Below are 14,425 nucleotides of genomic sequence, written 5' to 3' on the forward strand. Positions count from 1 at the left end.
ACGGGAGAAGTTATGAGAGTTCTGGTCCGGAAATACAGAGAAGGATACGCGGATGGAAGAGAGTGGGAAGCGCAGGAATAAGGAAAACAATAAAAAGGAAAACAATAATAACGATACCTGGTATCCGGTGATGACCGTTCTGCTGATCTTTGTGACTGCTGTGACGAGTATTCTCACGGTTCATTTTTATATGAGAAGACTGACGGTGGAGCAGGATACCCAGAAATATGACAAATATTATGTGATGATCGCAGAAAATACCAATGCGTCCCTCTGGCAGTCAATCTATGAGGGAGCCTGTGAAGCCGGTCAGGAAGAAAACAGTTATGTGGATCTGCTGGACGGGATTATGGACAATGATTATTCAAAAGAAGATCTGATGCGGATCGCCATCTCTTCGGAGGTGGATGGGATTATCGTGGCTGCGGATGAGAGCGATGAGATGACAGGACTGATTGATGAAGCCGCGGCCAGGGGAATCCCGGTCGTCACGCTGTACGGAGATAATACGAAGAGCGCCCGGTGCAGCTTTGTGGGGATCGGCAGTTATGATCTGGGCAGAGAATATGGCAGGCAGGTATTGAAGGTGGCAAATGAAAGAGAGACGACGGATACCGCTGCCAGGAAGCGCCCGGTGCGGGTCATGGTGCTCGTGAGCTCCTACACACAGGACTATGGACAGAACATTCTTTGTTCCGGCATTCAGGAGACGATCGAGAAAGAAAAACAGGCAGGGATGGAGATCGAACTGTCTTTGTTTTCCACGGATGATGTCAGTATGTTTTCCGCCGAGGAGTCAATCCGTGATATTTTTATGGAAGAAGAGCTGCCGGACATTATTGTCTGTCTGAATGAGCTTAGCACGACCTGTGTTTATCAGGCGGTGGTGGATTACAATAAAGTAGGACAGGTCAGTATTCTCGGATATTATGATTCCGATACGATTATAAAGGCGATTGACAGAAATGTGATCTATGCCACGATCTCGATCGATACGAGACAGATGGGCAAATATTGTGTGGAGGCGCTGACGGAATATAATACGACCGGCAACACAAGCCAGTATTTTATTGCAGACATTGCCCTGATCAATAAAGAGAATGTGCACCTTTTTACAGGGGGGGATAATGAGAAAGATGTTCCATAGAATACGCGGCTTATTCAGCTTTTCCCTGCAGGGAAAGATTACAAGTATCTATATTTTGACGAATCTGCTTGTCTGCCTCGTCAATATCATTCTGATTGCGGGGATTGACCGCATGTCAAATGAGCTGGAACTTGTCTATGAAGATAACCTGCATCTGAATGAGCTGTCTACAGCGCTGGAGGATGTGCAGGACAGTATGACGGACTATCTGAACGCGAAGACGAGCGAATCGCTGGAAGAATACTACAGAAATGCACAAAACTTTCAGACGCTGATCGAACAACTGGACGATGAGGTTACGGGAAATTCCTTCGCCCGGATGAAGCGGAATATCAAACATATGTCCGGTCAGTATCTTGAGATCACAGATCAAACGATAGAGGCGAAGCGGGGCAGAAATGTGGAGAAATACCGAGTCCGTTATGAGAGCGCCACACAGCTGTACGGATATATTGATACCTATATCTATAGCCTGAACAATGAGCAGTTTAAATATAATTCCGAGAATTACAATACACTCGTACATGCGTTCCGTCTGTTTGAACTGGTCGGTGTGGGTGTGATGCTGATCGTCATGATCGCCAATGTATGTATCATTATCAAGCTGGTGAGCGCGATGATCGGCCCGCTGAAGACGCTGGCCGGATCGGCGGACGAAGTGGCCAACGGCAACTTTGAGATCGGGCTTCTGGAAGTGAGGGCCAGAGATGAGATCGGTGTGGTTACAAGAGCTTTCAACAAGATGATCGTCAGCATCCGGCAATATATTGAGCGTATCCGCCACAGCATGGAAGTGGAACGGGTGATGAAAGAGAACGAGCTGATGATGGAGGCACATTTAAAAGATGCTCAGCTGAAATATCTTCAGGCGCAGATCAATCCGCATTTTCTGTTTAACACACTCAATGCAGGCGCCCAGCTTGCGATGATGGAAGGCGCGGACAAGACTTATCAGTATGTACAGAACATGGCGGAGTTTTTCCGCTATAATGTAAAAAAAGGCGATGAGACGGCGACCATTCAGGAAGAGATCGAGCTGGTGGACAATTATCTCTATATCTTAAATGTGCGTTTTTCCGGAGATATTCACTATGAAAAAAATATCGATCAGACATTGTTGCATGTAAAAATGCCGAGCATGATCCTGCAGCCCATTGTGGAGAACTGTGTCAACCATGGGATCCGCGAGATGGCCGGAGAAGGCAGAATCCAGATTGCAGTTTATCAAACGGATGATATGGCCTGCATCAGTGTCCGCGATAACGGTGTCGGAATGAGCAGAGAGAAGATCGGCAAGGTTTTGAGCGGCGCGTGCCGGGAAGAGGGACTGACGTCCGGATCCAATGGTATCGGTATGGATAATGTAATCGCCAGAATGAAACTTTTTACTGAGCGGGACGATGTGATGTCGATCGTCAGCGAAGGGGAAGGCAAAGGCACGGAAGTGATCCTTTATCTGCGGATCAGAGAACGGGAGGAAGACAATGTATAAAATCATGCTGGCAGACGATGAGGGGATCGTGATCGATTCCCTGAAATTTATTATCGGAAAAGAATTCGGGGACGAGTGTATCGTGGAATATGCCAAGACAGGAAGAAGCGTCATTGAGCTGGCGGAGAAATTTCGTCCGGATATTGCGATCATGGATATTCAGATGCCGGGAATCAATGGGATCGAAGCCATGAAAGAGATCCGCAAGAGCAACGATCATGTTCTTTTTATCGTGATGTCTGCTTACGATAAGTTTGATTATGCCCAGGAAGCGATTAAGCTGGGCGTTCTGGAGTTTATGACGAAACCGATGGAACGCACGAAGATCGTGTCAGTGCTGAAAAAAGGGATGGAGATAATCGAACAGGAGCGGGAGAAACGGAGCAATGATTTGCTCGTCAAAGAAAAGCTGGAAACCGTGGAGCCGATCATCGAGAGCGGACTGATCTATAATATCTTGTTTCAGGAGCGGTTCGAGGAAGACATTGACAACTATAAAACGATATTGGGGATCGACAAAAGTCATGCCTATATGATTTCTATCGTCTGCGGAGACAGTCAGGTTGGAAGCCATATGACGAACGCAGTCGGCAGCAGTGTAAAGATGCAGCGGCATTATCAGGAAGTGCGCAGATATGTCAAGGAATATTTCGACTGTATAGTGGGTACGGTGATGGCAAACAAACTGGCGGTGCTCGTTCCATATGAGAAAGAACGGATGGATTATAATGAACGGATCGGGCTGATTGACAGAGCGAGAGAGCTTGCCCGCCATATGGGAAAGCGGATCGGCATCAGCTTCCGCATCGGTATCGGCAGAGTGGGAAAACTGACAGAAATGTCGAAATCTCACAGTGAAGCATTAAACGCTCTGCTGATGACGACAGGGAGTGTGGCTCATGCAGATGATCTGCCGATCGGCTGTGACTATGAGGAAGACTATCCAATCCAACTGGAGCAGCGTATGTTTGATGAGATCGAAAAGGGAAAGGTTGACAATGTGGCCTCTTCGGCGAATCTCTTTTTTGACTGGATGCTGGAAAATACAAGAGAGGATCTGATGGAGATCCGTCTGAAAATATTGGAGTTTGCACTTTGGGCGGAACACCTTGCCTATCTCAAAGGCGGTATGACTTACCAGTTTGACTCCAGACAGGATTACCTGCCTGCGGTCATGGGCACGGAGGATGCAGATGTACTCAGAAACTGGTTTGTGGAGAAAACGACAGGCGCCTGCCGGAATATTTCAGGGAAACGGGAGGAAAAGTCGAACAGTGTCGTTGAGACTGCGGAAACCTATATAAAAAATAACTTTAATAAAGACATATCTCTGGATGAGGTGTCCAGAGTGGTTAATATCAGCCCCTATTATTTCAGCCGGATATTTAAAGAGGGCACCGGGACAAATTTCATCGAGTATGTGACAAATATTCGCATCGAGAAAGCGAAGGAGCTGCTCGGTACGACCGAATATTCGATGAAGGAGATCTGTACGATGTGTGGATATGCGGACCCGAATTATTTCAGTCGGTCGTTTAAGAAGAGAGTCGGAGTGACGCCGACAGAGTACAAGGGAGGAGGCAGGGAAGAACTATGAAAAGAGTGATCGCTGTCTGTCTGCTAATGCTCTGCCTGCTGCCTATGCTCGCCGCCTGTGCCAGTGTGGATAACGGACAAAGCGAGCATGCGCTCGAGGAAGAGAAAAAATTGCAGATCGGTATGAGCTTTGACTCTTTTGTTATTGAGAGATGGCAGAGAGACAGAGATGTGTTTGTGTCCACGGCCAAAGAGCTGGGAGCCGAGGTCAATGTGCAGAATGCCAATGGCAGTCTGGAGGAACAGAAGAAGCAGATCGAATACTTTATCGAGAAAGAGGTCGATGTGATTGTTATTATCTGCATCGATTCCGATGGATTAAAAGATTCTGTCGCCAAGGCGAAGGAAGCGGGCATCCGGGTGATCGCGTATGACCGTCTGATCACAGATGCGAATGTTGATCTTTACATATCGTTTGATAATGCCAGAGTCGGGGGAATGATGGCGGAGGCGCTGATCGACAATGGCCTGGCCGGCGGCTGTGTGCTGATGCTCGGCGGTTCCCCCGCAGACAGCAATGTACCTTTGGTAGAGGGGGAATTTAAAAGAATCATGGACGAGAATGACGTGAATATCCTCGATTCGATCCATGCGGACGGCTGGCTGGCGGAAGTAGGCGCAGAATATATTTATGATCATATGGATATTGTTGCAGAGACGGATGCTATTATGTGCGGAAATGATGACATTGCGAGCCGGGTAGTGCCCGCACTGGCGGAAAAGAGATTGGCCGGAGAAATATTGGTAGTGGGGCAGGACGCGGACCTGGAGGCATGTCAGCGGATCGTGGAAGGAACGCAGGTGATGACTGTATACAAACCGGTGGAGAAACTTGCGCAGCGGGCTGCGGAATGTGCGGTTGCGCTGGCGCGGGGAGAGGAAGTCACGGGTGCGGACATGACGATGATCGACAATGGAGCATACCGGATTCCTTATGTGGGATTGGAGCCGGTGAGTGTGACGGAGGATAATATTAATGAAGTGATCATTAACAGCGGCTTTCATCTGAAAGAAGATGTTTATCTGAATGTGCCAAGCAAGATGCCAAAATAGAATAGGATTTTTTTGTGTCGCAGCAACTATGTCTGACAAAATTTTCCGGTTCTGTTATTCGGCTGGCAGAGTACTGTGAAAAATATACAGAAAACAACAAGTTTTTCCTGCCTGCATTATGGTATATTAATAGCATCAAAAGAAAGGGAGGAATTTCAGATGAAAAAGAAATTACTTGGCGTTTTATTAAGCGCTGCAATGGTTGCAACACTTCTGGTTGGCTGCGGCGGTTCCGAACCGGCTGCAACAGAGCCGGCAGCGGAAGAGAATGCTCCGGCAGCAGGCGATGAGGCAGCAGCGGATGAGGCGGCTGACGCTGATGCAGGCGAGGCAGCAGCTTCCGGCACAGGCAAGATCGGTATCTCCATGCCGACACAGTCTCTTGAGAGATGGAACCGTGACGGTGCATATCTTGACGAGCAGTTTAAGGCAGCAGGATTTGAGACTGTTCTTACTTACTCGGACAATGACTCCGGAAGACAGGTAAACGATATTCAGAACATGCTCGCTGACGGCGTAGATCTGCTCGTTGTGGCAGCTATCGATGGCGAGGCACTCAATACGGCAATGAATGAGGCTGCTGAAGCCGGTGTCAGAGTCATTGCCTATGACCGTCTGATCATGAACGATGCGGTTTCCTATTATGTATCTTTCGATAACTATACGGTTGGTAAACTTCAAGGTCAGTTTGTTGTAGATACGCTTGATCTTGAGAACGCCGGCGATAAAGTATACAACATGGAGTTTACGGCAGGTGATCCGGCTGACAACAATGCAGGTTATTTCTTCAACGGTGCGTATGACACACTGAAACCTTATATTGACGCAGGCACTCTGAATATTGTATCCGGCCAGACAGATTTCGACTCCGTGGCAACCGATCAGTGGAATACGGATACGGCTCTTGAGAGAGCACAGAACGTTCTTTCTTCTTACTATGCAGACGGTACACAGCTTGACGTATGGCTTTGCTCCAATGACTCTACGGCTCTCGGTGTAGCTCAGGCGATTACATCCGACTATGCAGGCTCCAACTCCGTACTGATCACAGGTCAGGATGGTGACGAAGCAAACCTGAAGAACATTGTTGACGGCGTTCAGACGATGACAGTTTACAAAAATGTCAGCAATGAGTCCATCGTTACTCTGGCTCTTGCAAAGGCAATGATGGCAGGGGATACGATTGACGAATCTCTGATTCCGTCCTTCGGCATTGACTGTGCGTTTGATACAGAGTCTTATGAGACTTCCGCAGGCAATAAGTGCCCGTCCTTCCTGCTCGTACCGAGCGTGATCACAAAAGACAATCTGCAGGATCTGGTTGATACCGGCCTGTACACAATGGGTGATGACGGTTATCTTTCTGCAACAAACTAAATGTAGGATACAAATTGTAGACCTGAGAAAAGGGCGGGGCGTCTGCCTCGCCCTTTTTTATCGAAACGATGATGTGATTTTCGGATAAAACGACAGAGAAAGAGGGAGAGGAGGAGGATCTTTTGGCTGATATTATTTTGGAAATGAAATCGATTACCAAAGAATTTCCGGGTGTAAAAGCACTGGACGATGTCAATCTGGTAGTAGAGCGGGGAGAGATTCATGCGCTGATCGGAGAAAACGGTGCGGGAAAATCGACTCTGATGAATGTGCTGTCCGGCACTTATCCTGTCGGCAGTTATACGGGTGAGATTTATTATAATGGGGAGCTTTGTCAGTTTAAGACACTGAAAGACAGTGAAGAAAAGGGAATCGTGATCATTCATCAGGAATTGGCGTTGATACCGCTTCTCACGATCGGTGAGAATATGTTCCTGGGGAATGAGAAGAAGAATAAATATGGATATATCGACTGGGATATGACTTACAACGAAGCCGAGAAGCATATGCGGCAGGTGGGATTGGGAGAGTCGGCCCAGACGCTGATCAAGGATATTGGAACAGGCAAGCAGCAGCTTGTGGAGATCGCGAAGGCGTTCTCTAAAAATGTAAAACTGCTCATCCTCGATGAGCCGACGTCTTCGCTGAACGATGAAGACGCGAAAATGCTGTTAGACCTTCTGATCGAGTTCAAGAAAAATGGTCTGACCTCGATCATTATCACACATAAATTAAACGAGATCATCTATTGTGCGGATAAGGCGACAATCATCCGCGACGGTTCCACGATTGAGACGCTTGTAAAAGGCGTGGATGAGTTCAGTGAGGATCGTATTATCAAGGGGATGGTCGGACGCCCGATGGATGACCGCTATCCCTCCCGTGAGCACAAAGTGCGCAGGGAGATTGGGATGGAAGTTAAAAACTGGACGGTTTACCATCCGCTCTATCATGAGAAAGTTGTGGACAATAACATTTCTTTTAAAGTACATAAAGGAGAAGTCATTGGCTTCTCAGGACTTCAGGGTGCGGGCCGTACGGAGCTTGCCATGTCTATTTTCGGAAGGAGTTATGGCACGAACATCAGCGGGGAGCTTTATCTGAACGGAGAGAAAGTGGAGCTGAAAAATCCGGAGCAGGCAATCCATCATAAGCTCGCCTACGTAACGGAGGACAGAAAGGTCAATGGCCTGATTCTCGGCGAATCTATCCGGTTTAATACGACGCTTGCCCGGATCGACAAAGTCTGCGCCAAAGGCGTGATCGATACGACGGCTGAGAAAAACGTAGCCGAAGAGATGACGAAGGCGATGGGGACGAAAACGCCGTCCATTGAGCAGAAAGTCGGCAATCTGTCCGGCGGCAACCAGCAGAAAGCGCTGCTCGGTAAATGGATGTTCACAGAGCCGGATGTGCTCATTCTCGATGAGCCGACGCGAGGTATCGATGTTGGTGCCAAGTATGATATATACTGCCTGATCAATGAGATGGTGGAAAACGGAAAATCTGTGATTATGATTTCCTCCGAGATGCCGGAGCTGATCGGCATGTGCGACCGCATCTATGTAATGAATGAAGGAGAGCTTCGGGGAGAACTCGATGCGAAGGAAGCGACTCAGGAGAAAATCATGAGCTATATCATCAGTGCTGCCAATTAAAGGGAAAGGAGTGTTATAATATGTCAACGAATCAAGAAAACCAGAGCGGCGGTGAATTTAAATTAGGCGCTTTTTTGACAAAATACAGTATGGTCATCGCGCTTGTTATCGTATTTATTCTGTTTTATTTTCTGACAGGCGGCCGCCTGTTGTATGCACAGAACATGTCAAACCTTCTGCTTCAGAATGGGTATGTGCTTGTCATGGCCTGCGGTATGCTGCTTTGCATCCTCACAGGTGGTAACATTGACCTTTCGGTCGGTTCTGTCATCTGTATGGTTGGGGGTGTGGCGGCAGTGCTGATCACCAATCATGGATTCAACATTTATCTGACAATTCTCATCTGTCTTCTGCTTGGTCTTGCAGCCGGTATTTGGCAGGGGTATTGGATCGGTTATGTGCGGATTCCGCCTTTTATTACGACTCTGGGCGGCATGTTTATCTTCCGTGGTCTGGGCCGGCTGATCCTTGACAGCAAGACTGTGTCTGTGCAGGATCAGACATTTCTGAATATTTTTACGGCTTATATTAAGATTCCCGGACTTGACACGGAGAGCCGTATTTTATCTCCGCTTGTCGTCGGTGTTATTGTCGTGGCCTTTATTATTTACAGCACCATTGCTTCCCGCAAAAACAAGGCGAAAAAAGGGTATCGCCAGAACAGTATGCTGGCTGATTTTGGCAGCAGCGGACTGATTTCTGTTGTGTTGTTGGCTTATTGTTACCTGTTGTGCCAGTATAAGGGGATTTCTGTGATGCTCCTGTGGGTCGTTGCAGTCTGCCTGATCTATCATTTCATTACATCCAAGACGGCGTTCGGACGTTATTTTTATGCGGTGGGAGGTAATGAGAAGGCGACTCAGCTCTCAGGTATCAATACGAATAAAGTGTATTTTATTGCTTATTCCAATATGGGCCTGCTGGCCGGTCTCTGCGGTCTGCTCTGCCTTGCCCGTGTCGGCTCTGTCAACGGCTCCACCGGAACTTCTTTTGAGATGGATGCCATCGGTTCCTGCTTTATCGGCGGAGCTTCCGCATACGGCGGGAGCGGTACGGTTCCGGGCGTTATCATCGGTGCGCTTCTGCTCGGCGTCATCAACATGGGAATGTCGATCATGGGTATCGGCGATTCGTGGCAGTATGTGGTAAAGGGCGGCGTCCTGCTGATCGCAGTTATCTTTGACGTTGTTTCCAGCCGCAAGAGTGGAAAATAGAAAAGACGGAAACGGTAACAACTGAAAATTGAAATGATTGGTATGATAGAAACATTATAAGATAGAAATATCAGAAAACAGAAAAGGAACCGGTGCGACAACGAAGATTTGTCCGCCGGTTTTTTTGTCTGCCTGCGTGGGACAGGTTAAACGTAAGAAAATGAATAAAGTATTTTCTGAAGGGAATGTTTGTGGTATGATAAAAATATTCATAAGATTTTTTAATTTAATAAAAGTCACAAAGAGGTATATATGGACAATTTACAGAAAATCGTACTTTTAATTGACGCAGACAATACACAGTTGTCCAAGTTGGAAGCCGTGATCCGGGAGATTTCCACGCATGGCCGGATCGTTGTAAAGAGAGCGTATGGGAACTGGAAAAAAGAAGCCTTAAAAAACTGGGAGAATGAGTTGAAGAGGCTGGCTATCAAGGCGGAACAGCAGTTTGATTATGTTTCCGGCAAGAATGCGACTGATATGGCGCTTGTGATCGACACATTGGATTTATTGCACACGGATATATATGACGCTTTTGTCATCGTTGCCAGTGACAGTGATTATACGCCGCTTTCAATCAGGCTGCATGAATCGGGTGTATTTGTGATCGGAGTGGGGGAGAAGAAGACTCCGGCGGCTTTTCGTAACGCCTGTGATGAATTTGTTTTTCTGGAAAACCTTGAAAAAGGAACGGAGGCGAAAACTCAGCCGCACAACAACGCGAAACCAGGCAAGAAAAAAGGAAAAAATAAAGAAAGCAGTGAAAATGGAGAAGCGCTGGACGGATTTCAGGAGATCCATAACCTGTTAAAGATTGCATCGGACAAATATCAGGATGATGACGGTTATGTCAATGTCAGCTCTGCCGGGACATTTATCAAAAGAGCCAAGCCGGATTTTGATTCTAGGACGTATGGCTTTTCCAAGCTGCCTCAGTTATTGGAGGCATTTCCGGATAAGTATGAGATAAAAAAATATTCCGGGAAAGGAACGGTTACTATCATTGCCTATAAATGTTTGTAAGTGTTTATGCAGATAGAGGTAATTTTATTTTATTGATCAAAGGAGGCAAATGTTATGAAATGTTGCAGAGTAGGGCTTCTTGCCGAAGTATATGAGTATGAACAGAATAAAGAGATGGAAGACGGATTTGAGCTGTTGTCGGATGTCGTGACAAAGGGCTGGACGGTCACAGATCTTCTGGTAAAGATGCAGAGAGAAGATGGTTCGATTGTATGTCCTTATATCAAACACCGCCGTGGCAGAACGTTTATTGAAGAGGGAGATTATATTATTGTCGACGAAGACGGGACAAGGCATGTGTGTGGAAAAGATAAGATTTTTACCCGTTATCAAAAGGTGGATGAGGAATGATCAGTAGATTTTACTCTGTTGTAAGGAAAACAGGGAAATGAAATATTGATATAATTTTCGGGAATTTTTACAGTCATTTTGGACTGTCCCGAACTGGAATTTGCAGGAAAAATTGCAATAAAATAACAACTGTAATTTGAGAAAGATTCTCAAGGCATTGAGAAAAAAGAAAAGGATTCGCTTATTGAACGGCGAATCCTTTTGATTTGAGATGATTTTCGACTTCGTAAATATCGTCCGTATGAAGGATGATGATTGGCATTCCCGTTTCCCGGTTAAAACACAGATATGTGTAATCGAGATTGATGTTTCCATAGGAGAGCTCCTGCAGCAGATAATTCAGGCTGCCTGTCTTATCCTCTACTTCCACACCGATAATATTGGTGGCTCTGCACAGGAAACCGGCTTCCTTGAGCGCGGCAAGCGCCTTTTCCGTGTCGGATACGATCATGCGCACTGTCCCGAAATCGACGCCGTCTATAGTGGCGGAGCCGAGAATGTTGATGTCTTCTCGCTGCAGGATTTCAGTAATTGAGCGGAAAGTCCCCTTTTTGTTTTCAGCAAAAATTGAAACTTGTTTTAACATAAAATTAACCCTCCTTGATCGGTAAATTGGCCAGGATTTGCACGAAACCACGATGCGACTTCGTGCATAAAAGTGAGCAGTGGCGCACGAAACCACGATGCGACTTCGTGCATAAAAGTGAGCAGTGCCGCACGAATCCGCATCGCGGTTTCGTGCTCACGGGCTGTCGCCCTATGAAAAAAGTCATTTCAGAAAATATTTACGTACAAGTACGACATATTTTCTGAACTGGCTTTTTTCGCACTGCTCATTGCTTTCGGGCATATTATAGCATATCATTTTGTTTTTTCCAATAGCTTGCAAACTGCAGGCGGAGTGGTGTATATATAGTAATAGATGGGATTCGATGCGGCTGATGTTCCGGCAGCCGGAGAGCACGACAGAGGAATAAAAGACAGAGGGGGTACATTATGGATTTTTTATATGTTTTCAGTAAGATGGCGGAGCTTTTTCTGATTATCGTCATCGGTTATCTCACATGTAAACGGGGTATTTTCGGAAAAGAAGCGCGGATTCAGGTGACGAAACTGGTGCTGAATGTGGCAATTCCCGGCATTACGCTCTCGTCGGTCCTCAATCAGGACAGTCTGCCGGATGCGTCACAGATATTGGGACTGTTTGCAGTGGCTCTTTCCAGCTATTTTGTATTGGTGCTGGCAGCATTTGTCGTACCGCGGCTGATCGGAGCCAGCAGGCAGCAAAGGGGCATCTATCAGTTTATGGTAACATTTGCCAATGTCGGTTTTATCGGTTATCCGGTCACACAGGCAATTTTCGGAGACAGAGCCGTATTTTATACGTGTGTGTTTAATCTGCCGTTTAATTTTCTCGTCTATTCGATCGGCGCTATTTTTATTCAGAAGAGCGCGGCACTATCGGCCGGAAAGGATGGCGATACGATGGAGAGAGCCGCAATCTCGCTGAAAACCTTTCTGACACCCTGTCTGATTTCAGCGGTACTTGCTATTTTACTTGCTTTTACCGGCTGGAAGGCTCCGGCCATGATCGGAGAAACATGTGAAATGCTCGGCAATATCACGACGCCGGCAGCATTGATGATTATCGGTTCCTCCCTGGCGGAGATGCCTGTCCGGGAAATGTTCAGCAATGGCAGAGTCTATCTGTTTGCAGCCTTCCGGCTGCTTCTCCTTCCCCTGCTTGTCTATGTCATTTACCGAAACTTTGTGACGGATACGCTGCTTCTGGGCGTATGTGTAATCATCTCTGCCATGCCGGTGGCAACGAACGGAACAATGCTCTGTCTTCAGTATAAAGCTGACGAGAAACTGATGGCACAGGGGACCTTTATCACCACACTGGCGTCAATGGTGACGATTCCTCTGCTGGCGATGCTGTTTCAGTAATGAGAAAACGGAATAAACGTTATTCTCCATTCATATAGTTCCTGTAAGAGGGCAAGGCTGCCGATCATACGGGAGAATACATAAATGACAGAATTTTTAAGGCGGACAGACGCAGTCGTATGGGGACCGGGAATGCTTGGTTTTATGCTGGGCACCGGTCTGTATCTTCTCATACGTCTGCGTTTTTTGCCGATCCGCAATCTGGGATATGCGCTGCGATGTGTGATTGGCCGGGAGAAGGGGAGCGGGCAGTCCGGAGAAATTTCTCCTCTGGCTTCCCTGACAACGGAACTGGCCGCAACGATCGGAACGGGGAATATCGTTGGGGTGGCAACAGCCATGGTACTGGGCGGTCCGGGTGCACTGCTGTGGATGATCGCAGCAGCCGTCGCCGGATTATCCACAAAATTTGCGGAGAGTATGCTGTCGGTAAAGTACCGGGTGAGAAACGGAAGCGGCAGTCTGGTCGGCGGTCCTATGTATACACTGCAAAGAGCAATCCCCTGTAGATGGCTCGGAAGCCTGCTGGGCGGCTTGTTTGCAGTCTTTGCGGTGTTTGCCTCCTTTGGTATGGGTAATATGACGCAGTCAAATTCTATCGCTTCTTCCCTCAATGAGACATTTGGCATATCGAAGGCAAAAATTGGCCTGATTCTGACAATAGTGGTCATTTTGACAGTACTTGGAGGGATCCGTTCAATCTCTAAGTTTGCACTGTATCTGGTGCCCTGCATGGCGATTTTTTATATTGCGGGTTCCGGGGCAGTGATCATTTCCCATTGGGAACAGCTTCCGGGAGGGCTCATGGAAATTATACGTTCGGCCTTTTCCACAGAAGCGGCAGTGGGCGGCGCAGGCGGTACGGCAGTGATCACGATGCAGAGCGCCATACGGTGGGGCGTATCGCGGGGCGTGTTTTCCAATGAGGCAGGTCTTGGCGCCGGAGGGATCACCGCGGCAGCCGCGCATACGGACAGTCCGGTGCGACAGGGATATATCAGTATGACGGGAGTGTTTTTTGATACGATCGTCATCTGTACACTGACCGGACTGGCGATTGTCTGTTCGGGAGTGCTTGGAATGACAGATGATAAAGGGGTGATGCTCACAGGAACGGCGTTGACGATCGCCGCCTTTTCCACCGTATTTGGCAGGATGGGTGGATGTTTTGTCAGTGTCGGCATCACATTGTTTGCATTTGCCACAATTATTGCATGGGAATATCAGGGAGAGAGGGCATTTGAGTACCTTGTGAGAAAGAGGAAATACTGCCTTTGCTACCGGTTTATTTATGCGCTGATTACCTTTGCAGGCGCGGTCTGCACGCTTGAGGCAGTGTGGGATTTTTCGGATATTATGAATGCGCTGATGGCGGTTCCCAATCTGACAGGCGTTCTCTTATTGGCTGGTGTTGTGTGCGCAGATATGCGCTCCTATGAGGACAAAATAAGGAAAAATCAACAAAATTAGATAAAATCCATAAAAACATAATCGATAATAAAACAAAAATTATTCAAAATATCCATATTTATTTCGCCTTTTCATTGACTTTATTCGACAAAAG

At 47.2% G+C, this 14,425-nt stretch carries 12 protein-coding genes; 11 read left to right on the forward strand and 1 reads right to left on the reverse strand.

Annotation, left to right across the window (positions count from 1 at the left end; all coding sequences use genetic code 11):
• Positions 1-52 precede the first annotated feature (52 nt).
• The 9 genes from V1224_01380 to V1224_01420 all read left to right on the forward strand — a co-directional run bounded on the left by V1224_01380 (position 53) and on the right by V1224_01420 (position 10,911).
• Positions 53-1,147, forward strand: a complete 1,095-nt coding sequence (locus V1224_01380) for a substrate-binding domain-containing protein (GenBank protein ID WWR16135.1) — start codon at positions 53-55, stop codon at positions 1,145-1,147.
• Complete coding sequence (locus V1224_01385; GenBank protein WWR16136.1) at positions 1,128-2,639, forward strand: histidine kinase; 1,512 nt, start codon at positions 1,128-1,130, stop codon at positions 2,637-2,639. Before V1224_01380 ends, V1224_01385 begins: the two co-directional genes overlap by 20 nt.
• Positions 2,632-4,236, forward strand: coding sequence for a helix-turn-helix domain-containing protein (locus V1224_01390; protein ID WWR16137.1), 1,605 nt, complete (start codon positions 2,632-2,634; stop codon positions 4,234-4,236). Before V1224_01385 ends, V1224_01390 begins: the two co-directional genes overlap by 8 nt.
• Positions 4,233-5,288 (forward strand): substrate-binding domain-containing protein, encoded by a 1,056-nt coding sequence (locus tag V1224_01395; GenBank protein ID WWR16138.1) that lies wholly within the window; start codon positions 4,233-4,235, stop codon positions 5,286-5,288. Before V1224_01390 ends, V1224_01395 begins: the two co-directional genes overlap by 4 nt.
• Before the next feature lie 159 nt (positions 5,289-5,447).
• Entirely contained in the window at positions 5,448-6,665 is a 1,218-nt protein-coding gene (locus tag V1224_01400; GenBank protein WWR16139.1) for a sugar-binding protein, read from the forward strand.
• A 122-nt stretch (positions 6,666-6,787) separates the two neighbouring features.
• Positions 6,788-8,323 carry a sugar ABC transporter ATP-binding protein gene (locus V1224_01405; GenBank protein WWR16140.1) on the forward strand — a complete coding sequence of 512 codons (1,536 nt, stop codon included), beginning with the start codon at positions 6,788-6,790 and terminating at the stop codon, positions 8,321-8,323.
• Between the two features lie 20 nt (positions 8,324-8,343).
• Positions 8,344-9,537, forward strand: a complete 1,194-nt coding sequence (locus V1224_01410; GenBank protein WWR16141.1) for a sugar ABC transporter permease — start codon at positions 8,344-8,346, stop codon at positions 9,535-9,537.
• Between the two features lie 252 nt (positions 9,538-9,789).
• Positions 9,790-10,560 (forward strand): NYN domain-containing protein, encoded by a 771-nt coding sequence (locus V1224_01415; protein WWR16142.1) that lies wholly within the window; start codon positions 9,790-9,792, stop codon positions 10,558-10,560.
• Between the two features lie 54 nt (positions 10,561-10,614).
• The gene (locus V1224_01420) at positions 10,615-10,911 is read left to right on the forward strand and encodes a hypothetical protein (GenBank protein ID WWR16143.1); all 297 of its coding nucleotides are present in this window, start codon (positions 10,615-10,617) and stop codon (positions 10,909-10,911) included.
• A gap of 181 nt (positions 10,912-11,092) precedes the next feature.
• On the opposite strand, the gene V1224_01425 is transcribed toward V1224_01420, so the two are convergent.
• Positions 11,093-11,497: an amino acid-binding protein gene (locus tag V1224_01425; protein ID WWR16144.1), complete on the reverse strand. Its 405-nt coding sequence runs from the start codon at positions 11,495-11,497 to the stop codon at positions 11,093-11,095.
• 410 nt (positions 11,498-11,907) lie between these two features.
• On the opposite strand from V1224_01425, the gene V1224_01430 reads away from it, so the two are divergent.
• Positions 11,908-12,861: an AEC family transporter gene (locus tag V1224_01430; GenBank protein WWR16145.1), complete on the forward strand. Its 954-nt coding sequence runs from the start codon at positions 11,908-11,910 to the stop codon at positions 12,859-12,861.
• A gap of 84 nt (positions 12,862-12,945) precedes the next feature.
• Entirely contained in the window at positions 12,946-14,331 is a 1,386-nt protein-coding gene (locus tag V1224_01435; protein WWR16146.1) for a sodium:alanine symporter family protein, read from the forward strand.
• Positions 14,332-14,425 lie beyond the last annotated feature (94 nt).

The organism is Lachnospiraceae bacterium JLR.KK008 (assembly GCA_037015955.1).
Classification (GTDB): domain Bacteria; phylum Bacillota; class Clostridia; order Lachnospirales; family Lachnospiraceae; genus VSOB01.

What these genes read in the sequence shown, in the direction of transcription:
- V1224_01385 (WWR16136.1), top strand. Translation starts at nt 1,128, where the DNA reads ATGAGAAAGATGTTCCATAGAATACGCGGCTTATTCAGCTTTTCCCTG.
- V1224_01430 (WWR16145.1), top strand. Translation starts at nt 11,908, where the DNA reads ATGGATTTTTTATATGTTTTCAGTAAGATGGCGGAGCTTTTTCTGATT.
- V1224_01410 (WWR16141.1), top strand. Translation starts at nt 8,344, where the DNA reads ATGTCAACGAATCAAGAAAACCAGAGCGGCGGTGAATTTAAATTAGGC.
- V1224_01435 (WWR16146.1), top strand. Translation starts at nt 12,946, where the DNA reads ATGACAGAATTTTTAAGGCGGACAGACGCAGTCGTATGGGGACCGGGA.
- V1224_01420 (WWR16143.1), top strand. Translation starts at nt 10,615, where the DNA reads ATGAAATGTTGCAGAGTAGGGCTTCTTGCCGAAGTATATGAGTATGAA.
- V1224_01425 (WWR16144.1), bottom strand. Translation starts at nt 11,497, where the DNA reads ATGTTAAAACAAGTTTCAATTTTTGCTGAAAACAAAAAGGGGACTTTC.
- V1224_01395 (WWR16138.1), top strand. Translation starts at nt 4,233, where the DNA reads ATGAAAAGAGTGATCGCTGTCTGTCTGCTAATGCTCTGCCTGCTGCCT.
- V1224_01400 (WWR16139.1), top strand. Translation starts at nt 5,448, where the DNA reads ATGAAAAAGAAATTACTTGGCGTTTTATTAAGCGCTGCAATGGTTGCA.
- V1224_01390 (WWR16137.1), top strand. Translation starts at nt 2,632, where the DNA reads ATGTATAAAATCATGCTGGCAGACGATGAGGGGATCGTGATCGATTCC.
- V1224_01415 (WWR16142.1), top strand. Translation starts at nt 9,790, where the DNA reads ATGGACAATTTACAGAAAATCGTACTTTTAATTGACGCAGACAATACA.
- V1224_01380 (WWR16135.1), top strand. Translation starts at nt 53, where the DNA reads ATGGAAGAGAGTGGGAAGCGCAGGAATAAGGAAAACAATAAAAAGGAA.